The sequence below is a fragment of the Xanthomonas cassavae CFBP 4642 genome, assembly GCF_000454545.1.
In the GTDB taxonomy this organism is placed as follows: Bacteria; Pseudomonadota; Gammaproteobacteria; order Xanthomonadales; family Xanthomonadaceae; genus Xanthomonas; species Xanthomonas cassavae.
This window is the reverse complement of sequence record NZ_CM002139.1, coordinates 1,337,624-1,361,960: the sequence shown is the minus strand read 5'-3', so window position 1 is coordinate 1,361,960 and position 24,337 is coordinate 1,337,624. Positions and strand designations below refer to the sequence as shown.

The 24,337-nt window shown below is 66.7% G+C and carries 13 protein-coding genes and 1 pseudogene; 5 read left to right on the top strand and 9 right to left on the bottom strand.

The window, feature by feature from the left end; translation table 11 throughout:
* Positions 1-97: 97 nt before the first annotated feature.
* The 4 genes and pseudogenes from XCSCFBP4642_RS0105910 to XCSCFBP4642_RS30690 all read right to left on the bottom strand — a co-directional run bounded on the left by XCSCFBP4642_RS0105910 (position 98) and on the right by XCSCFBP4642_RS30690 (position 7,594).
* Complete coding sequence (locus tag XCSCFBP4642_RS0105910; RefSeq protein ID WP_029218995.1) at positions 98-6,196, bottom strand: ESPR-type extended signal peptide-containing protein; 6,099 nt, start codon at positions 6,194-6,196, stop codon at positions 98-100.
* A gap of 517 nt (positions 6,197-6,713) precedes the next feature.
* Positions 6,714-6,905: pseudogene (locus XCSCFBP4642_RS29910) on the bottom strand (protease); the annotation flags it as partial.
* Complete coding sequence (locus tag XCSCFBP4642_RS30695) at positions 6,815-7,270, bottom strand: hypothetical protein (protein WP_425480170.1); 456 nt, start codon at positions 7,268-7,270, stop codon at positions 6,815-6,817. The gene XCSCFBP4642_RS30695 and the pseudogene XCSCFBP4642_RS29910, both read right to left, overlap by 91 nt.
* Positions 7,271-7,357: 87 nt before the next feature.
* Positions 7,358-7,594 carry a hypothetical protein gene (locus tag XCSCFBP4642_RS30690; protein WP_029218993.1) on the bottom strand — a complete coding sequence of 79 codons (237 nt, stop codon included), beginning with the start codon at positions 7,592-7,594 and terminating at the stop codon, positions 7,358-7,360.
* 550 nt (positions 7,595-8,144) lie between these two features.
* On the opposite strand from XCSCFBP4642_RS30690, the gene XCSCFBP4642_RS0105895 reads away from it, so the two are divergent.
* Positions 8,145-9,107: an IS1595 family transposase gene (locus XCSCFBP4642_RS0105895; protein WP_029218992.1), complete on the top strand. Its 963-nt coding sequence runs from the start codon at positions 8,145-8,147 to the stop codon at positions 9,105-9,107.
* Positions 9,108-9,267: 160 nt separating this feature from the next.
* On the opposite strand, the gene purL is transcribed toward XCSCFBP4642_RS0105895, so the two are convergent.
* The 3 genes from purL to xerD form a co-directional block, all read right to left on the bottom strand.
* Positions 9,268-13,320, bottom strand: coding sequence for a phosphoribosylformylglycinamidine synthase (purL, locus tag XCSCFBP4642_RS0105890; RefSeq protein ID WP_029218991.1), 4,053 nt, complete (start codon positions 13,318-13,320; stop codon positions 9,268-9,270).
* Positions 13,321-13,565: 245 nt separating this feature from the next.
* The gene (locus tag XCSCFBP4642_RS0105885) at positions 13,566-14,369 is read right to left on the bottom strand and encodes a DsbC family protein (RefSeq protein WP_029218990.1); all 804 of its coding nucleotides are present in this window, start codon (positions 14,367-14,369) and stop codon (positions 13,566-13,568) included.
* Between the two features lie 383 nt (positions 14,370-14,752).
* Positions 14,753-15,724 (bottom strand): site-specific tyrosine recombinase XerD, encoded by a 972-nt coding sequence (xerD, locus tag XCSCFBP4642_RS0105880; RefSeq protein WP_029218989.1) that lies wholly within the window; start codon positions 15,722-15,724, stop codon positions 14,753-14,755.
* Positions 15,725-15,887: 163 nt separating this feature from the next.
* Here xerD and XCSCFBP4642_RS0105875 point away from each other — a divergent pair, with 163 nt between their 5' ends.
* The gene (locus XCSCFBP4642_RS0105875; protein WP_029218988.1) at positions 15,888-16,355 is read left to right on the top strand and encodes an RDD family protein; all 468 of its coding nucleotides are present in this window, start codon (positions 15,888-15,890) and stop codon (positions 16,353-16,355) included.
* Between the two features lie 419 nt (positions 16,356-16,774).
* On the opposite strand, the gene lptG is transcribed toward XCSCFBP4642_RS0105875, so the two are convergent.
* Positions 16,775-17,881, bottom strand: a complete 1,107-nt coding sequence (lptG, locus tag XCSCFBP4642_RS0105870) for an LPS export ABC transporter permease LptG (protein ID WP_029218987.1) — start codon at positions 17,879-17,881, stop codon at positions 16,775-16,777.
* Positions 17,878-18,960 carry an LPS export ABC transporter permease LptF gene (gene lptF, locus XCSCFBP4642_RS0105865; protein ID WP_029218986.1) on the bottom strand — a complete coding sequence of 361 codons (1,083 nt, stop codon included), beginning with the start codon at positions 18,958-18,960 and terminating at the stop codon, positions 17,878-17,880. The genes lptG and lptF overlap by 4 nt, the downstream gene beginning before the upstream one ends.
* Before the next feature lie 107 nt (positions 18,961-19,067).
* On the opposite strand from lptF, the gene XCSCFBP4642_RS0105860 reads away from it, so the two are divergent.
* The 3 genes from XCSCFBP4642_RS0105860 to XCSCFBP4642_RS0105850 all read left to right on the top strand — a co-directional run bounded on the left by XCSCFBP4642_RS0105860 (position 19,068) and on the right by XCSCFBP4642_RS0105850 (position 24,246).
* Positions 19,068-20,549: a leucyl aminopeptidase gene (locus XCSCFBP4642_RS0105860; RefSeq protein ID WP_029218985.1), complete on the top strand. Its 1,482-nt coding sequence runs from the start codon at positions 19,068-19,070 to the stop codon at positions 20,547-20,549.
* A 114-nt stretch (positions 20,550-20,663) separates the two neighbouring features.
* Positions 20,664-21,089 (top strand): DNA polymerase III subunit chi, encoded by a 426-nt coding sequence (locus XCSCFBP4642_RS0105855; protein ID WP_029218984.1) that lies wholly within the window; start codon positions 20,664-20,666, stop codon positions 21,087-21,089.
* 208 nt (positions 21,090-21,297) lie between these two features.
* The gene (locus tag XCSCFBP4642_RS0105850; protein ID WP_029218983.1) at positions 21,298-24,246 is read left to right on the top strand and encodes a valine--tRNA ligase; all 2,949 of its coding nucleotides are present in this window, start codon (positions 21,298-21,300) and stop codon (positions 24,244-24,246) included.
* Positions 24,247-24,337 lie beyond the last annotated feature (91 nt).

The window sequence follows — 24,337 nt, the reverse complement described above, 5'->3', positions numbered from 1 at the left end:
CGTTGGCCGGCCCAGCCACGGTCCTTGCCCGCCCCCTCAGGCCTTGCTCTGGCGCGGCGGCGCACATCGGCGCCGCCGCGTGTCATGCAGCGGCGCGTTACCAGCCGAAGCCGGCACCCACACCGATCGAACTGTCGTCACCGCTGAGTGCGCCGCCCACCGTCAAGGTGGCGCGCGGGCTGATCGCACGCTGGTAGCCCACCGACAACGCCGATTCGCCGTTCTGGAAACCGACGCCGGCACCGACGCGGTTCTGCGTGGCGATACCACCGACGCTGGCGGCCATGTTCAACATCGCCGAGCTCATCGCGCCCTGACGATCCAGGCGACGGTTCTGCCGACGCAGACGGTCTTCGATATCGCCCTGGTAGGTCTCGAAGCTGTCGGCCATCGCGTTGTAGCGGCTGTCGGTATAGCTGTTGGCCGCGGCAACGCCGTTATCCAGCTGGCCCTTATTGACCGCATCGGTGGCACGTGTGCCGGCGGCCACATTGGCCACCTGACGCTCGCCGCCGACGCTGCCCACCGACACCGTGTTGGCACGATCGGCAACCGACCCCTGACCCAGTGCGACGGCACCCTGTGCCGTGGCACGTGCGCCCTGACCGATGGCGGTGCCCGAGGCCGCGGTGACCTGCGCGCCTTCGCCCATGGCGACCGCATTGGTGGCCACTGCCGCGATCTGCGTGTTGGCGCCAACGGCGGTGCTGCCATCGGCATTGACGCGTGCATTGCTGCCGATCGCGGTGTCGTTGGGGCCGTGCGCATAGGCGCTGCCGCCGATGGCCGTCCCGGTCACGTGATTGGCCACGGCAGCGGTACCCACCGCCGTGGACGTCGCCGCCGGGGTGATGCTGCCAACCGCTGCCGTGGTCGGCGTGCCCTGCACGCTGGCGGTTGCGCCGCTCACGTTGCTGGCTGCATCGCTGCCAACCGTTGCAGCGACCGCCGGCACCGTGGCCGAGCTGGGCGACACCGTGCGTACCGCAGTGCCGGAGGCTGCGATGCCGCCGCGTGCATCCAGTGCGGTGACCTTGGTATCCAGCGCGGTCAATGCAGCGCCCACGTTGTTGTAGCTGGCGCCCTGGATCACATAGGTCGGCGCCACGAACACGCCTTGCGCACCGATCGCCGCGCCGCCGCCGAGGAAGCTGGCGGCATTGCTCAGCGACTGGTACAGCTGGCCGCCATTGATCGCATCGGTACTGGCATCGGCAATCGCGCCGGCGCCCACATTGACGATGCGGCGCGTGGCCGGACCGCCGCGACCGTTGCCGCTACCCACCGACACCGTGTTGGCGTCGTAGGTGCGCGAGCCAGAGCCCAAAGCCACCGAATCGGCGCCGCTGGCACCGGCGTTGGCACCCAGTGCCACGGCATTGCTGCCGCTTTCGCGCACGAAGGAGTTGTAGCCCAGTGCAACGCCGTTTTCGCCGATCGAGTTGGTCTGACGGCCCATCGCGGTGCTGTTCACGCCGCTGGCGCTGCTGTCCACGCCCATCGCGCTGGCACCGGTGGCCGAGGCGCTGCTGCCGGATGCGATGGCAACGCTGCGTGCGCCGCTGGCCGTTGCACCCGAACCCGCTGCCGTTGCGCGATCGCCGGTGGCCGATGCCACACCGTCGCCGGTGGTCTTGACCATGCCGGCGGTGGTCTGTACGTCGGCCGCCAAGGCATCGAGCTGCCCCTTGTTGACCGCATCGCTGGCGGTCTGACCATCGCTGACATTGACGATGCGGCGCGTGGCCGGACCGCCGCGGCCATTGCCGCTACCGATCGACACCGTGTCGGCGTCATAGGTGCGCGAGCCGGCACCCAGGGCCACCGAGTTGGCGCCGGTAGCACCGGCATTGGCACCGAGCGCCACGCCATTGACCGCGCTCTGGCGAACGAAAGAGTTATAGCCCACCGCAGTGGCGTTTTCGCCGATCACATTCACCTGGCGACCGACGCCGGTGCTGTTGATGCCGGTGGCCGACGCATCCACGCCGACCACGCTGGCGCCGATCGCATCGGCGCGGCTGCCGCCGCCCACGGCCAGCGTGTTGTCGGCCAGCGCAGCTGCGCTCTGGCCCAGCGCACTGGCGTTGAGGCCATCGGCAAAGGAATTCCAGCCGATCGCAGTGGTGTAGTCCGCCGTGGCCCACGCACCTGCGCCGAAGGCGGCCGCGCCCGTACCCGACGCACGCGCCGGAATGAAGCCGAAGAACGTGCTGCCGCCGACGGCGACGCTTTCATCGCCGGTGGCTTCGCTGAACTCGCCCACGGCTACGGCGCTGGCGCCGGACGCCTGCGCTGCGGCACCGACTGCGGTGCTGTAGTCGCTGGATGCCACTGCGCCGTAGCCCAGTGCCGACGACAACCGGCCGGTGGCTTCGCTATACCCACCGAACGCGGCGCTGCCGACATCCGAGGCCGTGCTGCGGAAGCCCATTGCCGTGGCCTGGTTGTCCGAGGCAACTGCCTCGTTACCCACCGCCGTGGTGTAGGTGGAGACGGCCTGTGCACCAGCGCCGTTGGCGGTGGCACCCACATCGCTGGCCTGCGCATCGCTGCCGAACGCGCTGCTGTTCTCGCCCAGTGCCTGCGCATTGCGGCCCACCGCCGCGCCGCCGATGCCGCTGGCCAGTGCATTCAGGCCGACCGCCGTGGCCGCATCGGCAACGGCTTGCGCGCCGGCACCCAGGGCGGTGGTGCCGGTACCGGTGGCATTGGCGCCCTCGCCTGCTGCCAGCGCGTTGTCGCCTTCGACATACGCACCGGCATCGCTGTCATCGCTGCCGCTGGCCTGAAAATACTTGCTGGTGGCCGCGCCGGCCTCGGCAACGGCGTTGAGCTGATCCAGGTTCACCGCATCGGTGCCCTGCGTACCGGCGGCGACGTTGGTGATCTGCCGTTCGTTGCCGGCACTGCCTACCGACACCGCGAAGTCGCGGTCGGCCACCGAATCGGCGCCCAATGCCACGCTGCTTTCGCCAGTGGATTCGGCGAAATTGCCGAGTGCGGTGCTGTTGAGGCCCGGCGCCCACGCCGCGCCGCCCACTGCGGTGGAGTAATCGCCGGACGCTTCGGTCGGCAACAGGCCGAGCAAGGCGCCGCCGACCGAGACGCTGTTGTAGCCGCTGGCCACACTGCCCTGGCCCGCGGCGATGCTGTAGGCGCCCGTGGCGGTGGCATCGCTACCCACGGCCACCGTGTTCGAACCGCTGGCGGTGCTGAAATTCCCCAGCGCGGTGCTGTTGAAGCCACTCGCGGTGGAATACCCACCCAAGGCGGTGGAGTAGTTGGACATGGCTTCGGCACCGAAGCCGAAGGCTGCGGCGCTGGTGCCATTGGCGACGCTCTCCGCGCCCACGGCGGTGGCCGATTCGCCGCTCGCACTGGCGAAATACCCCATCGCGGTGGATTCGCTGCCCTGCGCCTCGCTCAACGCACCGACCGCCAACGCCCCATCGCCATAGGCGCCTGCCGCTGCGCCGAGCGCAGTGCTCTGCGCGCCGGCCGCTTCGCTCTCGCCCCCCACGGCCACGGCGTAGTCGCCACTGGCCTGGCTGAAGGCGCCATTGGAGACGCTGCCGAAGCCGCTGGCCGCCGCGTTGTAGCCGGCGGCATTGGCGTATTGCGCGGTGGCGCTGGCGCCGCTGCCGATGGCCACGGCGCCGATGGCGGTGGCCTGGCTGCTGGCACCGAAGGCGCTGCTGTAATCGCCGTCTGCGGTGGCATCCGAGCCGGCGGCAGTGGCATCTTCGCCCTGCGCCAGCGCGGTGCCTTCACCGGTGCCGGCATACAGACGTGCGGTGGTTTCGGCGGCGCCGGCTACAGCATTGAGCTGATCCAGATTGACCGCATCGGTGCCTTCGGTACCGGCAGCGACATTGGTGATCTGGCGCTCGCCACCGACCGTACCCACCGACACCGTGTTGGCGCGATCGGCAACCGCGTTGGCACCCAGCGCAACGCTGTTGTCGGCGGTCGCGGATGCGGCATTGCCAAGCGCGACGCTCTGCGCATCTGCCACCGACGCGTCGGTGCCGATCGCGATACTGCCATCGCCCGATGCATTGCTGCCGGAGCCGACGGCAATCGCGCCATCACCCACGGCACCACTGCGTGCGCCAACGGATACCGCGCCGGTTCCACCGGCGCTGGCGCCAAAACCGAGTGCCGAACTGTCATCGCCGTAGGCGGTGCTTTCCGCACCGACCGAGGTGCTGGTATCGCCCCACGCCACGCTGGCGAAGCCGAGCGCGGTGGATTCCAGGCCGTTGCCGATGCTTTCAAAACCGATCGCGGTGGCGCCGTCGCCTTCGGCCACGCTGGTGCTGCCCACTGCCGTGCCATAGAAGCCCGACGCAGTGCTATCCGCGCCCAGCGCAGTGGCGTAACGGTCGCTGGCAATGCTGTTGAAACCCACTGCCGTGGCATTGTTGAAATTGGCCACCGCACCACTGCCGACTGCGGTGGTGTTGACGTCCGATGCCAGGCTGCTCGAGCCCAGCGCGGTGCTGTAGTCGCTCAGCGCCGATGCGTTGGAACCGGCAGCGACGCTGTCGGTGCCTTCGGCCAGCGCGCTGCCGTCACCGGTTGCCACGAAGCCGCGCGCGGTGGCCGAGGCCACATCGGAAACGGCGGTGAGCTGATCCAGGTTCACCGCATCGGTGCCTTCGGTGCCGGCAGCGACGTTGGTGATCTGACGTTCTGCGCCGGCAGCGCCCACCGACACGGTGTCGGCACGTGTGGCGACCGAATTGGCACCCAAGGCCACCGAGTTGACGCCACGTGCGGTGCTGTAGTAGCCCAGCGCGGTGCTCAGTTCGCCGCTGGCCCAGGATTCCGGGCCAACGGCGGTGGCGCCCTCGCCAGGCGCGTAGGCGAAGTACCCCACTGCAGTGGCTTCGCTGCCGGAGGCTTCGCTCAGCGTGCCCACGGCGGTGGTGTAGGTGCCCGAGGCGATGGCACCGGCGCCCAGCGCCGTCGACGCGTCGCCACTGGCCTGAGTCTGCACGAAGAAGCCCAGGCCCGGAATCAGATCCACCGGGCCGCCCACGGCGGTGCTGCTGGTGCCACTGGCGCTGGTCTGGGTGCCCACGGCGGTGGCGTAATCGCCAGCGGCGTTGGCCACCGCACCGAACGCGGAGGACTGCGCGCCGGCGGCATAGGCGCCAACGCCGAACGACGAGGCCGCAAAGCCGTCTGCATTGGCACTGGCGCCGACCGCGGTGCCGCCGACCCCGGCGCTGGTCGCGCCGGTGGTGACCGGTACGCCGCCGTTGGTGATCAGCGGCTCGCCGTCTGCGTTCACTGCGGCCCCGCCGACAGCCACGCTCGCCGGGCCGTTAGCCTGTGCGTTGTGGCCGAATGCCGCGCTGTTCTGCCCGGAGGCGAGCGCATTGGCGCCCACCGCCGTGGCGTTGTTGGCCACTGCATTGGCACCGGTGCCCAGCGCCGTTGTCGCCGAGCCCACCGCGTTGGCGGCATCGCCGGCAGCCAGTGCGCTGTCGCCCTCGACGTAGGCACCCACGCTGTCTTCGCCCGGGGTTGCCTTGAAGAACGTGGCGGTGTCTTCGGCCACATCGGCCACGTCCTGCAACTGCGCAACATTCACCGCATCGGTGGCGTTGACGCCGGCGGTGACGTTGGTGATGCGACGCGTAGCCGGGCCACCGCGGCCATTGCCGCTGCCCACCGACACCACGTCGTCTTCGTGCGTGCGCGAGCCTGCGCCCAGCGCGACCGAATTGGCACCGGTGACGCCGGCATTGGCGCCCAGCGCCACGCCGTTTTCACCAGCCTGGCGCACGAAACTGTTGTAGCCGATCGCCACGGCGTTTTCGCCGATGGCATTGGTCTGGCGCCCGATCGCGCTGCTGTTCACACCGCTGGCGCTGCTGTCAGCGCCGGTAGCCACTGCACCGGTCGCACCGGCATGGCTGCCAGCACCGATGGCGGTGGCCTTGGCGGCAGGTGCCCACGCACCGCGGCCGACTTCGACCGATTGCGCGCTTGCGGGCAGAGGGGTGACGAAGCCGGCGCTACCCAGCGCCAAGGCGATCGCGGCGGCCAGTGCCAGGCTCTGCCGGCGGTCGATGAGCGAGGCCTGCGCTGCTGCTCCAGGGCTGTCGCCGCTGGCTAATTCCGAGGCCACGGTCCACACACCCAACGATTTATTCCAGACCTTGCGATAAATCCGATTCATCGACGCACGACTCCTGAGTTGTTGGGACTGGTTTTTGTCGAACCCCCACCATCGAATGGCCCTGCGAGCCAGGCGATTCCCCGTGGTTGTTGGCGCTATGGGCCGATCGGCGGTGCGCGGCGAATGCCTGCACCCTGGATAGTCAAAAAATGAACGCTACCCAACCATAGAACTGCGCAAAGTGTTAACAGCCGCCAAATCGGGCGTCAAGTTTTTGACAGAAAGCGAAGATAAGCGTGTTTTTTGTCACACTTCTGCTTGCTTTTATTATTTTTTTGATAAATATTTGGAAAACAGCGACCTAGATCATGTCCTTAGAGACATTTGCAGACTGAATGGCCGCGCCTGTCAGGGACAAAAAAAGCCCGCTGGCATGACGCCAGCAGGCTTGGTTGCGCAAAACCACAGGTCAACGACCGGTCAACCTCCGGCCTCGCCTATGCGATCCCGACCCGTGGGGTAAGACGCGCGCCAAAGAACCGGCGTTGCGCCGGTCTCCGCGCGCGGTGGCGGATCGTTGACGCGCCATCACGCTCACCCCGCTGAAGCGCGGCCCCAGCAATTTGACGATGTAGGTGCCGGCACGCGGGGCGGTGAAGCGCACCGCCTGGCTGGTGCCTACGCAGGTGGAAGCACCGTCGTTGTCGGTGGCGCAGGGCTCGCGCTCCAGGCCCGCATACAGCGACGACTGGCCGCCTCCGCCAACGCTTGATGAAGCTCGGCACCGCAGTACCGCCCTGGGTCAGGCTGGCGCCGCCGCCGGGCCCGGCAAGATCGATCTGCGCGCCGACATTGCTGTAGAAGGCCAAAGCCCCGATCGCACCGATGGCCGCCACGGCGATGTATCGGCCACATCGGCTGCGCTGTTGCCGGCAGCCGCCACCGTGATGCTGTTGATCGACGTCGATGCACTGCGCGTGGCGGCGGGATTGCGCTATGTCCGATGGCACTGCCTTCGGCACAGGCATCCGGCGCATCGCTATCGGACTTGGCCAGGGCCAGATGGCTGTCCAGACGCGAAGCAATGGCGCCAACGCGATCGAGCTGCGCCAGGTTCACCGCGTCGGTGGCCACGGTGCCGGCCGCAACGCTGGTGATCTACCGGGTCAACCCGGCCTGCACGTTGCCCACCGACACCGTATTGCTTCGGTCCGCATACGACTATGCCCCAACGGCCACCGCGCTGGAGCCAGAATGGTTCCAGGCATCGTCGACGAAATCGCCCACGCGCGCCGCATAGCCGATCGCTACCGCATCGATCCTATTGGTCTGCGCATCCGCACCGATGGCGGTGTTGTTGCCGTTGAACCACGAGGTCGCAGCCCGCGCACCCAACGCGACGCTGTTCTTGGCGTAGGTGACGCTCTGCTGGCCAATCGACACGCTGCCGTCGCCCATCGTCGATGCAGAGCCGCCCAGGCCACGGCATGCGGCGCGAAGATGCAGATGGCAATCGCCAGCCCGCTGCCTGCCTGCGCTCCCGCCCAGTACTGAACAGTCGAGATAATCCGGTCACGCCTGGCTGTACCAGAGGGAGAATTCCCTTCGGCATGCCTGATGCTTTCATTCACCACTCACTCCCCATTATGGTCAGGCGCATGAAAACCGACCATCGTGCGCCACTGTTGCGCAGCATCCCCTGAGGCTTTATCGAGCGCAGCCACCCCGTTCACCCTAATTCGCCGGCGAAAACAACAATCGTGCGTGTTAGCAGTAGTGCGACGTGTACAGATATGTAACGCGCAATGAATTTATTGAAATTCGAATGGCCAGAAGCGAACCATGTCACACAGATTGAAAAAGGACCGACGCACCAGATAACCATTATTTTTTCATAGTCACCCGACGTAAACCTTACCTGATTAGCCCCATCGCTCAGCCGGCAGTTGCAGGATTTGCGACGAGTCGGTTGGACAATGGTCCCACGTGAATACAACGCAGGTGGGAGATGGGCATCAACATCGTGCAGTTTCAGCCAGGCTTGTCGCTGAGCGAGTTCATGGATCGCTACGGAACCGAAGCCAAGTGCTACCGGGCGTTGTATCGGTGGCGCTGGCCGAAGGGATTTCGCTGCCCGCAGTGCGACGGCCGCGCGCGCTCGCGCTTTCGACGCGATGATCAGGTGTACTACCAGTGCCGGGCGTGCCGGCATCAAACCACCTTGCGTGCCGGCACGCTGTTGCAATCCAGCAAGCTGTCTTTGCGCCTGTGGATGCAGGCGATGTACCTGCTGACATCCAGCAAGACCAACCTGGCAGCCCTGGAGTTGAAGCGGCATCTTGGAGTGACCTACAAGGCGGCCTGGCGCATGAAGCACAAGATCATGCAGGCGATGACCGAGCGCGAAGAGCCACGAAAACTCAAGGGGTTTGTGCAGATCGACGACGCCTACCTTGGCGGCGAACGCAGCGGAGGCAAGCGCGGACGAGGCTCGGAGAACAAACAGCCGTTCGTGATCGCGGTGCAAGTGGACCAGAACAATGAACATCCTAGCTTTGCGGTGATCGAGCCGGTGAAGGCCTTCGACAACGCCTCGCTGAAGGACTGGATCGCGCGCCGTCTGGAACCGGAGTGTGAAGTCTATAGCGACGGCCTGGCGTGCTTTCGCCGTCTGGAGGAGGCCGGGCATGCCCACACCACCCTCGATACCGGCGGCGGTCGTGCTGCAACCGACGTCCAGGGAGCGCGTTGGTTGAATGTGGTGCTGGGCAATATCAAACGCGCCATCAGCGGGACCTACCATGCGGTGGGCCAGGCCAAGTATGCAAGGCGCTACCTGGCCGAGGCGGCCTATCGCTTCAACCGCCGATTCGATCTGAAACAGATGCTGCCGCGGCTGGCGACGGCGCTGCTGCGCTGCACACCTTGCCCAGAACGCGTTTTGCGTATGGCAAGCAACTTCCATGGCTGAGGGATGGGGCTAATCAGGAAACCTTATGACTGTTCCGGGCGTGCTTCCCGCCACGTGCATGCCATGCATCAGACGCAAACGGCCATGCGCATCGCTGCACACGGCCGCCAGCAGGACCCCGCATGGCGCACTCGGCGCATGCGGCCCCTGCGCATCCAGCTCAACCGCACCAGACGCGCGCGTTGCGGAACATCCGCAGCCAGGGCGACTCCTCGCCCCATTCCGCCGGATGCCAACTCAGGTTCACCGTGCGCGGGGTGCGCTCGGGATGCGGCATCAGGATGGTGGCGCGGCCCTCGGTACTGGTCAGGCCGGTGACGCCGTCCGGCGAGCCGTTCGGATTGAGCGGGTACTGCGATGCCACCGCGCCGTTGCCGTCGATGAAACGCAGCGCCACCCGTGCAGCCGCCTGGTCCACGGCGGTCTCGAACTCCGCACGGCCTTCGCCATGTGCCACCGCGACCGGGATCCGCGAACCGGCCATGCCGCGCAGGAAGATCGACGGCGACTCCACCACTTCTAGCAACGCAGTGCGCGCTTCGAACTGTTCGCTGCGGTTGCGCAAAAAGCGCGGCCAGTGCTCGGCGCCGGGAATGATGTCCTTGAGCTGGCTGAGCATCTGGCAGCCATTGCACACGCCCAGCGCAAACGTATCGCTGCGCGCAAAGAACGCGGCGAACGCATCGCGCAAGGCCGAACGCTCCAGGATCGAGGTGGCCCAGCCGCGGCCGGCTCCCAGCACGTCGCCGTAGCTGAAGCCGCCGCAGGCCGCGAAGCCGGCGAACTGCGCCAGATCCACGCGCCCGGCGATCAGGTCGCTCATGTGCACGTCGAACGCACGGAAGCCGGCGCGTTCGAAGTTGTAGGCCATCTCGATCTGCCCGTTGACGCCCTGCTCGCGCAGGATTGCCACCTTGGGCCGCGCACCGGTGGCCACGAAGGGCGCAGCCACGTCTTCGGACGGGTTGAACACCAGCTTCGGCCGCAGGCCGGGCGCCTGGAAATCCCGCGCCAGCGCGCGCTCTTCGTCGGCGCTGTCAGGGTTGTCGCGCAGCTTCTGCATGGCGTGGGTGACCGACCACCAGGCATCGAACAGTGCGTCCCAACGCCATTCGGCCAGCACCCGGCCCTGCCCGCTCACGCGGATGCGCGGCGTGCCGGTAGGGCGTGCAATACGTTGCGCACACTCGGTCAATGCGTGGCGCTCGACCAGATCGGCGAACGCGGCGCGGTCTTCGCTGGCGATCTGCACCACCGCACCCAATTCTTCGTTGAACAGGCTGCGGAACGCATCGTCGCCCCACGCATCCAGCGTGATATCCAGCCCCTGCCGCGACGCGAACGCCATCTCGCACAACGCGGCAAACGCACCGCCATCGCTGCGATCGTGATACGCCAGCAACAGCCCGCTGTCGCGCGCGTCGCGGATCAATTCGAAGAAGCTGCGCAGCCGCTGCGCATCGTCCAGATCCGGTACTTCGCCGCCGAATGCCGGCAGCGCCGAAGCGTCGGCATAGACCTGCGCCAGCACCGACCCACCCAGACGCTGCTTGCCGCCACCGAGCCCGATCAACCACAGCTCGCTTTCTTCATCATTGCGCAGCAACGGCGTGAGCTGCGTGCGGACATCGCTCACCGGCGCAAAGGCACTGATGATCAGCGAGACCGGCGAAACGCTCTTGTGAGCGATGGGATTGGAGATTGGAGATTGGGGATTCGCAACAGCGGAGGTCTCCGGTGTTTCGCCAATCCCGAATGCCGAATCCCGAATCCCGGCTTCAACCCACTGCGCCTGCATCGACAGCGAGTCCTTGCCCACCGGAATGCTCAGCTCCAGCGCCGGGCACAGTTCCATGCCGACTGCGCGCACCGCGTCGTACAGCAGTGCGTCTTCGCCGGCATGACCGGCAGCGGCCATCCAGTTGGCCGAGAGTTTGATGCTGGCCAGGGTCTGCACCGGTGCCGCGCACAGGTTGGTGATCGCCTCGCCCACGGCCATGCGCGCCGAGGCGGCAGCGTTCAACAGCGCCAGCGGGGCGCGCTCGCCGATCGACATCGCCTCGCCTTCGAAGGTCTCGAACCCGGCCAGGGTGATCGCGCAATCGGCCAGCGGCAGCTGCCACGGCCCGATCATCTGCTCGCGCGCGGTCAGCCCGCCCACGCTGCGGTCGCCGATGGTGACCAGAAAGCTCTTGGACGCCACCGTGGGATGCGCCAGCACGCGCAACCCGGCCTGCTGCAGGTCCAGCCCGGCGGTCTGCAGCGCCGGCCACTGCGGCGCGGCCGGATGCACCGCATCGCGATGCATCTTCGGCGCCTTGCCGAACAGCACATCCATCGGCAGATCGATTGGGATCTGGGATTCGGGAGTCGGGATTGGGGATTGGTTAGAAGCAGGAGCGCTTTCAGCATCCGAGAGAGCGCCATTGCGAATCTCGAATCCCGAATCTCCAATCCCGGAGTCGAAGACTCCATACCCCACCACCAACCGCTCCTCTTCCGTCGCCACGCCGACGGCGGCGAACGGGCAGCGCTCGCGGGCGCAGATGGCGGCGAATTCCTCCAGGCGTGCCTGCGGTACGCCGAGCACGTAGCGTTCCTGCGATTCGTTGCACCACAGTTCCAGCGGCGACAGCGACGGGTCGTCGCTGAGCACGCGGCCCAGGTCGATGATGCCGCCCACGCCCGAGTCGTGCAGCAGTTCGGGGATGGCGTTGGACAGGCCGCCCGCGCCCACGTCGTGGAACCAGCGGATCGGGTTGTCGGTACCCAGCGCCACGCAGCGGTCGATGACCTCCTGGCAGCGGCGTTCCATCTCCGGGTTCTCGCGCTGCACGCTGGCGAAATCCAGCGCTTCGGCACTGTCCCCGGCTGCCACCGAACTGGCCGCACCGCCACCCAGGCCGATCAGCATCGCCGGGCCGCCCAGCACGATCACCGCATCGCCCGGCTGCAGGCGCAGCTTTTCCACCTGGTTGCGATCGATCGCGCCCAGGCCGCCGGCCAGCATGATCGGCTTGTCGTAGCCGCGGGTCAGGCCCGGGCCTTCGGCCAGCTCGAAACTGCGGAAATACCCGAGCAGGTTCGGGCGGCCGAATTCGTTGTTGAACGCGGCACCGCCGAGTGGGCCGTCGAGCATGATGTCCAGCGCCGGCGCCATGCGCGTGTTCAGCGCGCGCGGCGCTTCCCACGGCTGCGGCAGGGTCGGAATGCGCAGATGCGAGACCGAAAATCCGGTCAGGCCGGCCTTGGGCTTGCCGCCGCGACCGGTGGCGCCTTCGTCGCGGATCTCGCCGCCGGCGCCGGTGGCCGCGCCGGGAAACGGCGCGATCGCGGTCGGGTGGTTATGCGTTTCCACCTTGATCGCAAATGCCGACGGCAGCACCGCTTCGCTGCGGTATTGCCCGCTGGCCGGGTCCGGGCGGTAGCGCGCGGCCGGCACGCCTTCCACCACCGCCGCGTTGTCGCTGTACGCCGACAAGGTGTGCTGCGGGGTCTGCTGGTGGGTGTGCTTGATCATGCGGAACAGCGAGCGTTCCTGCGGCTTGCCGTCGATGGTCCAGCTGGCGTTGAAGATCTTGTGCCGGCAGTGCTCGGAGTTGGCCTGCGCGAACATCATCAGCTCGACATCGGCCGGGTCGCGGCCCAGGGCGGCGAAGCGTTCGCGCAGGTAGTCGATCTCGTCCTGCGCCAGCGCCAGTCCCAGGTCGCGGTTGGCCTGTTCCAGCGCGTCCAGCGGCACGCGCTGCAGCTGGCCCGGGTCGGGCACGCTGAACAACGCTTCGCCCGCGGCGGTCGAGCCCAGCAGCGACTGCGTCATCGGGTCGTGCAGCAGCCTGGCCACCGCGGCTTGCACGGCAGGGTCCTCCGGCCAGCCGGCCAGATCGATGCGGGTACCGCGCTCCACGCGCTGGATCGGCTGACCGGCCCCGCGCACCAGTTCGGTGGCCTTGCTCGACCACGGCGACAGCGTGCCCAGGCGCGGCACGACGTAGCGCGAAGAGGCGTCCTCGGCGCGCGGCGCCGGGTCTGCGGCGGCCTGCAGGATCCGCTGCAAGGTGGCCTGATCGGGCGATTGCCCTGCCTCGGCGCGAATGAAGTAGACGTGCCAGGCGCCGGAGATGCGCAGCGCAGGAACGAGGGTTTGCAGGCGGGTTTCGAGCCGAGCGCGGCGGAACGGCGAAAGGGCGGAAGCGCCCTCAAGGACCATCATGTCCGGGGAACCGTGTCAGAAACGGGGCTGCAGATTGTAACGGAGCCGGTGGATCGGCGTCGGTCGAGCGTGCGGCGGCACGGAATCGGGAAGCGGGAAGCGGCAGGCCGTGGCTAGCTGGCGCCCAACCCTCAGAAACAGCATAAGGCCCGGGTGCGGTGGCACCCGGGCCTTTGTCATTGTGCAGACCACCACCGCAACGACGCTATCGGCAAGGCGCCGCGACGATCGGAGTCGAGCAGGCCTCAGCGGCTGCCGCCCGCCGTGGTGACGGCGCGCTTTTCCAGCGCTTCACGCAGCTGCGCCGGCGGCAGGTAGCCGCCGAGCTGGGTGCCGTCGGGGGCAAAGATCGCCGGGGTCCCGTTGACGCCCAGGCGCTGACCCAGCGTGTATTCCATCGATACCGGGTTCTTGCAATCCTTGGAAGCCACCGGCTGGCCGGACTTGGCCGCCGTCAGTGCCTGCTTGCGGTCGGCGGCGCACCATACCGCGATCATTTCCTTATGGTCCTGGCTGCCCAGGCCCATGCGCGGAAACGCCAGATATTCGACCGCGATCCCCTGCTTGTTGAGCTCGCCGATCTCGCTGTGCAGCTTGCGGCAATAGCCGCATTCCACATCGGTGAAAACGGTCACGGTGTACTTCGGGTTGGCCGGCGCGAACACGATGCGGTCGGCCTTGGGCACCGTCTCCAGCTGCTTGCGACGGTAAGCCAGCAGGCCCGGGCTGGCTGCGAACTGCTTGTTCTGGATGTCGAACGGCTGCGCCTGGATCAGGTAGCGGCCGTCGTCGCTGACGTACAGCACCTGCCCGCCGACCACCACTTCGCGGAACCCGGGGAACGGCGCGGCGCCGATATAGTCCGGCTTGAAGTCCGGATCCAGCGCTTTCAGCGCATTACCCACACGCTGGTCGACATTTCCCGACGCAGCGGCGGCAGGAGCGGCAGCGGGCTTGGCGCCGGCATTGCTTGCCGCAGGCTGCGAGGATTGCGCGCAGGCAGTGAGGCTGAGTGCGCCCAGCAGTGCGGCGATGGCAAGACGATACATTCACGCATCCAGTGGAATGGGGTCGACCGATTCTCGCACAGGGCAGATGAAGCCTGGCAGCGGCCGCGACAGTTTGTTCGCTTCCGGAGGGACCGGTTTATGACACTTGATGGGCACGCAGTGGTGGGCCGACCTGGCGCCGCAGGACGAGCCACCCCAAGCTATCAGCACGTTACGCCCCGGTGCCGCATAGATCTAGCGAGGACATTCCGATAGCCGCAGCGGCTTGCAGGTGGCGAAGTCCACCGATCGGATGCCCACACGCTCGAGGCCGGGACGCCTCCGGCCGATCAACGCTGCGCGCCACGCAATGTTGCCGACAGCTGAGCATGTGACTCACCCGGACATGATCTTGTACGACAAGAATTCCCTCGTTCGCCCCATCAGCCGCGCGGATGATGCCGGGCATGCAGCGTCTGCAGGTGCTGACGCGCCACCAGCGTGTAGATCTGGGTGGTCGAGAGGGAGCTGTGGCCCAGCAGCATCTGCAGCGCGCGCAGGTCGGCGCCGTGATTGAGCAGATGGGTGGCGAAGCTGTGGCGAAGGCCATGCGGGCTGACCGTGGCCGGATCGATGCCGGCCAGCGCCGCGTGGCGCTTGACCAGCGCCCAGAACTGCTGACGGCTGGGCGGCTGGCGCGCCGCGTCGATGAACAATGGCACCTGCCCATCCGCCGCGGGTACCGCCTTGTTGCCGGCAAGCAGCGGGCGCGCCTCGCGCAGATAGCGCTCCAGCCAGTGCTGGGACTCCTCGCCCAGTGGTACCAGACGTTCCTTGCTGCCCTTGCCGGTGACGCGCAGGACGCCCTGCCGCAGGTTGACCCCCACCGCCGGCAAATTGACCAGTTCACTCACGCGCAACCCGGCCGCATACATCAATTCAAGCATGGCGCGGTCGCGCAGCCCCAGCGGCGTCTGCACATCCGGTGCCGCCAGCAAGGCATCGATCTGGGTTTCGGTCAGCGCCTTGGGCAGCGAGCGTGGCAGGCGCGGAGGGTCCAGCAAAACGGTGGGATCGTCGCTGCGCACGCCATCGCGCAGCAACCGCCCATAGAAGGCGCGCAAGGTGGATAACAGCCGGGCATTGCTGCGCGGGCAATAACGCGCCTCGGTGCGCCAGCGCAGGTAGTCGAACAAGGCCGGACGCTGCATCCCTGACAGGCCACCGCCCGCACCATCGCGCCAACGCGCCAGCCCTTCCAGATCGCGCCGGTAGCTCTCCAGCGTCTGTCGCGCCACGCCGTTTTCGGCCCAGAAACGGTCCAGGAAACGCTCGATGGCCGCCGCATCGGCCGCCTGCAAGGGCGGCAGTTGCCGGGCGAGTTGTCGACGTTCGGTGGGGCTGCTGGCAGACATCGCCACAGCATAGAACGTGGCCGGCGGCATGCGCGAGGCCAGGCGTGCCCGGCAACGCGACGCCAAGCTGGCTCGCCACCGCTCAGGCACACCACACCAACGCCTGCAGCGCGCTACCGCAGCGCGGCGTTGCCGTAGCCTTGGCGCCGGCTATGCTCCTGGCATGACGTCCATTCCCGCTCCCCGCGCAGCACGCTCACCTGCCCTGCTGGGCTGGCGGATCCTCGCCCTGTGTTACGACCTCTGGCCAGCGCTGGCGCTCTGGATGCTGGTGTCCACCGGATTCACGCTGGGATTTACCCTGGCCGGACACCCCGCACGCCAGAACATCGCTCCCTTCAGCGCCTGGCAGTGGCTGCTGTGGCTGTGCTGCTGGGGGGTGGCAGGTCTCTACGCCACGGTCAGCTGGCGGCGCGGCGGGCAGACCCTGGGCATGCGCCCGTGGCGACTGCGACTACAGGAGCCACGCCCCACCTGGCGGCAGGCCTGGACGCGTTATGCGGTGGGCACGCTGTCGCTGGCCCTGGCCGGCGCCGGATTCTGGTGGGCATGGGTGGACCGCGACCGGCTGACCTGGCATGACCGCGCGAGCGGAACACGGCTGCAGCGGCCACTCAAGCCAGGTCGCTGACCCGGAGGATCACCAGACGTTCAAGCTATCTGCAAGCAGACCGCAAATGGCACGCGCATCGCATGCATGGTGGCGTTCTCAGGCGGGCGCGCCGCCTGCTGGCTTGGCCAGCGTCATCTAGCGAGAGAACGGGGACGGGCGCCCGATGCATGCCTGCAGCAGGCCTCCCAACAGATACAAGCCCACCAAAAAGGGCAGCACCAAGACAAGGTGACTCGTCGACCAGGACAGCCCGCGTAGCCAGGAATCTGCGCCAATCGCGTCCAGCAACGCAAGCTGCGGGGTCAGGGCAATTGCAGCATTGCAAACCGCCCCTTGTCGTCGCTGCCGGCCTCCTGAGCGATCCACAGGCAGAGTGCTGTGGATATCAGGTACAGCGCACAGCACGATGCCGAACACACTCGGACGCCGCCGATGGATCAACTACTGCGTCGCCGGAACAACCACGCCGAGACGCCCAGCATCACCATCGGTGGCAGCGCGTAGGCGATGCGGTAATCCAGCTTGAGCGCGCCGGCCATGCGGCTGAAGAACAGCTGCAGCAGCCAGAACCCCAGCGCGAACAGGATGCCCAGGAACAAGCGCTTACCCAGGCCGCCGCTACGCAGCGAACCGAACGAGAACGGAATGGCCGCCATGCACAGCGCCAGTACATTGAGCGGGTAGAACCAGCGGCTCCAGTACTGATCTTCGTAGTCGCGCGCATCCAGGCCATTGCGGCGACGGTACTCGATGCTCTGCTCCAGATCGCGGGCAGATAGGTTGCGTGGCTTGGCAAGCCCGGCCGCCAGGGCGGCCGGACTCAGCTGGGATTGCCAGGGCAATTCCGGGAAGGTCTCACGTTGTACCGAGCGTTCCTGAAAGGTGTCGCGGCGCACTTGGCGCAACGTCCAGCGGCCATCACGATGCTCGGCAACGGCCGCGTAGGTCAGCTGTTGCATCCTGCCGGCGGCGTCAAGGTGATAGAGACGTACATCGTGCAGAGCCAGCGCAGTGCCGCCGCTGTCGAGCAACTTTTCTTCGCCGCTCAGCGCATTGAGGAAGGTGTCGCCCTCGCGTGCCCATAGACCGGAATAGCGCGCCATGGCCATGTCGCTGTTGTAACGGGCACTGGTCTTGAGCGTATCGGCCTGGTTCTGCGCCCACGGCCCGATGGTCTCGCCGCTGATCACCATGCTGGCGGTCAACAAGGCCATCGCAGCGACCACCGAGGCGGACATGCGCTTGCGCGAGACGCCCAGCGCGCGCAGTGCGGTCAATTCGGATGTGGCCGCCAGCTGCCCAAGGCCCAGCAGCGCCCCGATCACCGCGGCGGTGGGAAACAAGGTGTAGGCCCGGCGCGGCACCGTGTAGGCCACATAGGCCACGACATGGCCGAACGTGTAGCTGCCCTGGCCGATATTCTTGGCCTCACTGGCGAAGGCGTTCACCAGGTCCAGCCCCAGCAGCACCGTCCAGGTCAGCAACACCGTGAGCAGCACCGCACGGCCGACGTACCAATCATGCACCCGCGGCATCAGCCTCATGCGCGCACCCTCGGACGGCGCACGCGGCCATCGCGCGCATACGCCCAGACCGCCACTGCCAGCAGCGGCAGCGTCAGCCACCATAGGCCCAGCGCAGCCGGAGTCTTGCCGTTGGCGATCCACTGGGTACCGACAATCATCAGATTGGTGCCCACCATGTAGGCCAGGAAGGCCAGCATGATCCGGCCGTAGCGCTGCTGCCGCGGCGCACTGCGCGACAGCGGCAGGGTCAGCAAGGCGAAGGCCAGCGCCAGCAGCGGCGGTGCCAGCCGTTCATGCAGCTGCGCGCGTGCGGCCGGGCGTTCATCGGAGAGCAGCTGCGTAGTCCACATCACTTCCGGGTCGTTGGCGTCATGCACCCGGGTGCGGTCAGGCAAGGCCACATCGTTGCTGGCGAACTTCATCAGGCGGTAGTCCAGGGTGGCACCGGCCGCCGGGCCTTCGATGCGGTAGCCATCCTCCAGGCGCAGGTAGCGGTCGGTCTTGCCTTCGAAGAACATCGCGCCGCGCTGGGCGGTGACCACGTCGAGGCGGTCGTCCTTCTGCCGCTGCAGGAACACCTTGCCCAGGCCCTTGCCGTCGGCGGAAATGGTGGTCAGGTAGACCACGCCACCGCCGGAGAGCGGGGTGAACTTGCCCGACTCCAGCCCGGCCATCAGCACACTGCGGTTGGCGTCTTCCAGCATGGTTTCGGCGGTACGGCTGGCCCAGGGGCCCAGCCACAGCGAGCACAGCCCGATGATCACGACCACCGGCACCACCAGCATCAGCATGGGCCGCAGCATGCGCCTGGGGCCCACACCAATGGCGGTAATGACGGCCATTTCTGAATCGCGGTACAGCCTTGCCAGCGCCAATAGCAGGCCCAGCATCAGCGCCAGTGGCAGGATGATCGGCAGATAGGCGACGAATTGCAGCCCCACCTGCGACAGCAGCAAGCGCGCCGGAATGCGGCCGTCGGCGATATTGCCGAGGATATCCACCAGGACACCGCCGACGCTGACGACCAGCAGCACGATCAAGGTGGCCAGGAAGCTCTGGGTGAAATCGCTAAGCAGATATCGATCGAGCTTCGGCATAGGGTGGGCTTGTTTTAAACTCTCGGATTCGTTCGCGGCGCCGCCAGCCTAGTCAGGTTGGCGTAAACAGCCCGCGATTGTACGGATTTGCCTACGGAATCTGATCAATGGCCCTGCAATTCACCCTGAACCAAGACGCGCCGGCAAGCGCTGCCGTCGACTGCATCGTGGTTGGCGTGTTCGCCGACAAGACCCTCTCGCCCGCTGCCCAGGCGCTGGACAGCGCCAGCCAGGGCCGTTTGACGGCCCTGGTGGCACGCGGCGATGTGGGTGCCAAGACCGGCGCCACCACCCTGCTGCACGACCTGCCCGGGGTCACCGCCCCGCGCGTGCTGGTAGTGGGGCTGGGCGATGCCGGCAAGTTCGGCGTGGCGCCCTACCTCAAGGCGGTGGGCGACGCGACCCGCGCGCTGAAGACCGGCCCGGTCGGCACCGCCCTGCTCACCTTGACCGAATTGCCGGTCAAGGCGCGCGACAGCGCCTGGAACATCCGCCAGGCCATCATCGTCGGCGACCACGCCGCTTACCGCTACACCGCCACGCTGGGCAAGAAGAAGGTCGACGAGACCGGCCTGACCACGCTGGCGATCGCCGGCGACGACGCCCGTGCACTGGCCGTGGGCATCGCCACCGCGGAAGGTGTGGAGTTCGCCCGCGAGCTGGGCAACCTGCCGCCGAACTACTGCACGCCGGCCTACCTGGCCGACACTGCCGCGACCTTCGCCGGCACGTTCCCCGGCGCCGAGGCCGAGATCCTGGACGAGGCGCAGATGGAGTCGCTGGGCATGGGCTCCCTGCTGTCGGTGGCGCGTGGCTCGGCCAACCGCCCGCGGCTGATCGTGCTGAAGTGGAGCGGCGGCGGCGACGCGCGTCCCTACGTGCTGGTTGGCAAGGGCATCACCTTCGACACCGGCGGCGTCAACCTCAAGACGCAAGGCGGTATCGAGGAAATGAAGTACGACATGTGCGGCGGCGCCAACGTCATCGGCACCTTCGTGGCCACGGTCAAGGCCGAGCTGCCGATCAACCTGGTGGTGGTGGTGCCCGCGGTCGAGAACGCCATCGACGGCAATGCCTATCGCCCCTCCGATGTGATCACCAGCATGTCCGGCAAGACCATCGAAGTCGGCAATACCGACGCCGAAGGTCGCCTGATCCTGTGCGATGCGCTGACCTACGCCGAGCGCTTCAACCCCGAAGCCCTGGTGGACGTGGCCACGCTGACCGGTGCCTGCATGGTGGCGCTGGGCCACCAGACCGCCGGCCTGATGAGCAAGCACGACGACCTGGCCAACGAGCTGCTCGGCGCGGGCGAGCACGTGTTCGACCGCGCCTGGCGCCTGCCGCTGTGGGACGAATACCAGGGCCTGCTGGATTCCACCTTCGCCGACGTCTACAACATCGGCGGCCGCTGGGGCGGCGCCATCACCGCCGGCTGCTTCCTGTCGCGCTTCACCGAGAACCAGCGCTGGGCGCACCTGGACATCGCCGGCGTCGCCAGCGACGAAGGCAAGCGCGGCATGGCGACCGGCCGCCCGGTGGGCCTGCTGACCCAATGGTTGCTGGACCGCGCCGAAGGTGGGAATTGACAATCGGGAATAGGGAATCGTGAAAGCCCTTTCCTTTCAGGCACCGCCGCGACCTTCGAGGTCGCGGCGGTGCCGTGACCATTCCCAATTCTCCTCTCCCGATTCCCTGCCCTGATGCCCCGTGCCGACTTCTACCTGATCGCCAAGCCGCGCTTCCTCAACGAACCGCTGCGGCTGGTCTGCGAGCTGGCGCGCAAGGCCAACGACGCCAACCTGTCCACACTGATCCTGGCGCGCGATGCGCAGCAGGCCGAAGCGCTGGACGACCTGCTGTGGGCGTTCGACGACGAGGCCTACGTACCGCATCAGATCGCCGGCACCGATGAGGAAGACGAACTGGCACCGGTGCTGATCGCCCCCCCTGAATTCGCCGCGCCGTCGCGCCCGCTGGTGATCAACCTGCGCGACGATCCCTACCTGGGCGCCTGCGACCGCGTCCTGGAAGTGGTGCCTGCCGACCCCGCCGCCCGCGAACCGCTGCGCGAACGCTGGAAGCAGTACAAGGCCCTGGGCCTGGAGCTCACCAAGTACGACATGTGAGTGCGGCGGGGATTGGGGAGTTGGGATTGGAGATTCGTCACAGCGGTTTTGCGCGCTTCCATAGGCTGCAGCCAACGATGAATCCGAAATCGCCACCCTCCGTTCCATAGCACCATCGCTGCCATTGATGCGTGGGTTGCCAGTGATTCCCACAGGCTCCATGACCCAACAAATCCCGAATCCCGAATCAACGAATCCCAGCCCTTCTATGACCACCCTCGCCTCCAGCTACGACCCCGCTTCCTTCGAATCGCGCTTGTATGCGCAATGGGAGGCGGCCGGCTATTTCGCGCCGTCCGGCAAGGGTGAGCCGTATACCGTGCTGCTGCCGCCGCCCAATGTGACCGGCACGCTGCACATGGGGCATGCGTTCCAGCAGACGTTGATGGACGCGCTGGTGCGCTATCACCGCATGCGCGGGTACGACACCTTGTGGCAGGTGGGCACCGACCATGCCGGCATCGCCACCGAGATGGTGGTGTCGCGCAACCTGGCCCTGGAAGGCAAGGGCGAAACGCGCGACTCGCTCGGCCGCGAGGGCTTCATTGCCAAAGTGTGGGAATGGAAGGCCGAATCCGGCGACACCATCGAGCGCCAGATGCGTCGCCTGGGCACTTCCAGCGATTGGTCGCGCAGCACCTTCACCATGGACCCGCAGCCGTCGGCGGCGGTCAACGAAGCGTTCGTGCGCTGGTACGAGCAGGGCCTGATCTATCGCGGCCAGCGCCTGGTCAACTGGGATCCGGTGCTGAAGACCGCGATCTCGGATCTGGAAGTGGAAAACGTCGAAGAAGACGGCTTCTTGTGGTCGATCCGCTATCCGCTGGCCGATGGCGTCACCTACGAGCACGTCGAGCACGATGCCGACGGCAACGAGACGCTGCGCGAAACCCGCGATTACCTGGTGGTCGCCACCACGCGCCCGGAGACCATGCTGGGCGACACCGCGGTGATGGTGCATCCGGAAGATCCGCGCTACGCCACGCTGCACAGCGCCCGCATCGTGCTGCCACTGACTGGCCGGCAGGTGCCGGTGATCACCGACGATTATGTCGACCGCGCCTTCGGCACCGGCGTGGTCAAGGTCACGCCTGCGCATGATTTCAACGATTATCAGGTCGGTGAACGACATAACCTCCCGTTAGTGAACTTGTTCACGGCTGAGGCAAAGATTGTCGATCCACGCACGCAGTATCCGGACGACCTGTATCCCTTCGTCGAACCAGGCATCGATTGGCGCGGACTCAACCAAATCCAGCGCAAACGTACCGGCCAGCATCTTGCGTATTCGATCCCTTCAATTTATGTGGGGCTGGACCGCTATGACGCTCGCAAACTTGTCTTAGCCCATTTGGAAGACGAAGGTCGATTGGTGGAAACCAAGCCGCACAAGCTGCAGGTACCGCGTGGCGACCGCACCGGCCAGGTGATCGAGCCGTATCTCACCGACCAGTGGTTCGTGAAGATGGACGCGCTGGCCAAGCGCGGCCTGGAGCTGGTCGAAAGCGGCCAGGTCAGGTTCGTGCCGCCGAACTGGATCAACACCTATCGCCACTGGATGGAGAACATCCAGGATTGGTGCATCAGCCGTCAGCTGTGGTGGGGCCATCGCATTCCGGCGTGGTTCGACGACGCAGGCAAGTGCTACGTCGGCCATGACGAAGCCGAGGTGCGCGCCAAGCACGGTTTGGGTGCCGACATCGCCCTGCACCAGGACAGCGACGTGCTGGAAACCTGGTTCTCCTCGCAACTGTGGCCGTTCTCCACGCTGGGCTGGCCGGATGCGAACGCGATGGCCGAGCGCGGCTTCGAGCGCTACCTGCCGTCGTCGGTGCTGGTCACCGGCTTCGACATCATCTTCTTCTGGGTGGCGCGCATGATCATGGCCACCGACAGCTTCACCGGCCAGGTGCCGTTCCGCGATGTCTACATCACCGGCCTGATCCGCGATGCGCAGGGCCAGAAGATGTCCAAGTCCAAGGGCAATGTGCTCGATCCGCTGGACATCATCGACGGCATCAACATCGAGGATCTGGTGGCCAAGCGCACCGGCGGTTTGATGCAGCCGCGCATGGCCGAGAAGATCGAAAAGGCCACCCGCAAGGAATTTCCGGACGGCATCATCGCCCACGGTGCCGATGCGCTGCGCTTCACCATCGCCGCGCTGGCCACGCATGGCCGCGATATCAAGTTCGACCTGGGACGGGCAGAGGGCTACAAGAACTTCTGCAACAAACTGTGGAATGCCACGCGCTTTGTGTTGATGAATAGCGAGGGTGCGCGCTTCGCCGGCGTGCCGCGCCCGCGCACCGAGACCGAAAAGTGGATTCTGGCGCGACTGGACAAGGTCGCTGCAGAAACCCACGCGCATTACGCCAACTACCGCTTCGACCTGCTGACGCAATCGTTGTACGAGTTCGCCTGGAACGCGTTTTGCGACTGGTTCGTGGAGCTGTCCAAGCCGGCGCTCAGCGATGCCATGCAGGACAGCGATGCGGCCGCCAGCACCCGCCACACCCTGCTCTATGTGCTCGAAGCCCTGCTGCGCCTGCTGCACCCGCTGATCCCGTTCGTCACCGAGGAACTGTGGCGGCAGGTCGCTCCGCGCCTGGGCATCACCGACGCCACCATTTCCCTGCAGGCCTTCCCGCAGGCCAATGACCTCGATACCGGCGGCTACGCCGGTGCGGAAGCCGATGTCGAATGGCTGAAGTCGATGGTGTCGGCACTACGGCGCGTGCGCAGCGAATTGAACGTGCCGCCCTCCAAGCAGGTGCGTCTGTTGCTGCAGGCCGGCAACGCCGACGACCGTGCGCGCGTGGCGCGCTTCGCATCGCAGCTGTCCTTCCTGCTCAAGCTCGAAGCGATCGACTGGCTGGATGCCGGCCAGGACACACCGCCCTCGGCCACCGCCATCGTCGGCGAGCTGACGCTGCTCGTGCCGCTGGAAGGCCTGGTCGACATGGATGCCGAACGCACCCGCCTGGACAAGGAAATCAAGCGCGTGGAAAGCGAAATCGGCAAGTGCAACGGCAAGCTGGGCAACGCCACCTTCGTGCAGAACGCGCCGGCCGCGGTGGTCGAGCAGGAGCGTGCACGCCTGAACGACTGGACGGTGCAGCTGACCGGCCTGCGCGAGCAGCGCGCCAAACTCTGAGGCAATGCATCACGCCCTTGCGCGATAGCGCACGATCCGGCTCGGCGTCTCTCGAGACCTGCGAGCCGGAGCAGCCCGACGCAGCGGTCTG

Bases quoted from the DNA above. Each gene is read 5' to 3' on its own strand.
- XCSCFBP4642_RS0105910 (WP_029218995.1), bottom strand. From the start codon at position 6,196: ATGAATCGGATTTATCGCAAGGTCTGGAATAAATCGTTGGGTGTGTGG.
- XCSCFBP4642_RS30690 (WP_029218993.1), bottom strand. From the start codon at position 7,594: ATGGGCGACGGCAGCGTGTCGATTGGCCAGCAGAGCGTCACCTACGCC.
- XCSCFBP4642_RS0105895 (WP_029218992.1), top strand. From the start codon at position 8,145: ATGGGCATCAACATCGTGCAGTTTCAGCCAGGCTTGTCGCTGAGCGAG.
- purL (WP_029218991.1), bottom strand. From the start codon at position 13,320: ATGATGGTCCTTGAGGGCGCTTCCGCCCTTTCGCCGTTCCGCCGCGCT.
- XCSCFBP4642_RS0105885 (WP_029218990.1), bottom strand. From the start codon at position 14,369: ATGTATCGTCTTGCCATCGCCGCACTGCTGGGCGCACTCAGCCTCACT.
- xerD (WP_029218989.1), bottom strand. From the start codon at position 15,724: ATGTCTGCCAGCAGCCCCACCGAACGTCGACAACTCGCCCGGCAACTG.
- XCSCFBP4642_RS0105875 (WP_029218988.1), top strand. From the start codon at position 15,888: ATGACGTCCATTCCCGCTCCCCGCGCAGCACGCTCACCTGCCCTGCTG.
- lptG (WP_029218987.1), bottom strand. From the start codon at position 17,881: ATGAGGCTGATGCCGCGGGTGCATGATTGGTACGTCGGCCGTGCGGTG.
- lptF (WP_029218986.1), bottom strand. From the start codon at position 18,960: ATGCCGAAGCTCGATCGATATCTGCTTAGCGATTTCACCCAGAGCTTC.
- XCSCFBP4642_RS0105860 (WP_029218985.1), top strand. From the start codon at position 19,068: ATGGCCCTGCAATTCACCCTGAACCAAGACGCGCCGGCAAGCGCTGCC.
- XCSCFBP4642_RS0105855 (WP_029218984.1), top strand. From the start codon at position 20,664: ATGCCCCGTGCCGACTTCTACCTGATCGCCAAGCCGCGCTTCCTCAAC.
- XCSCFBP4642_RS0105850 (WP_029218983.1), top strand. From the start codon at position 21,298: ATGACCACCCTCGCCTCCAGCTACGACCCCGCTTCCTTCGAATCGCGC.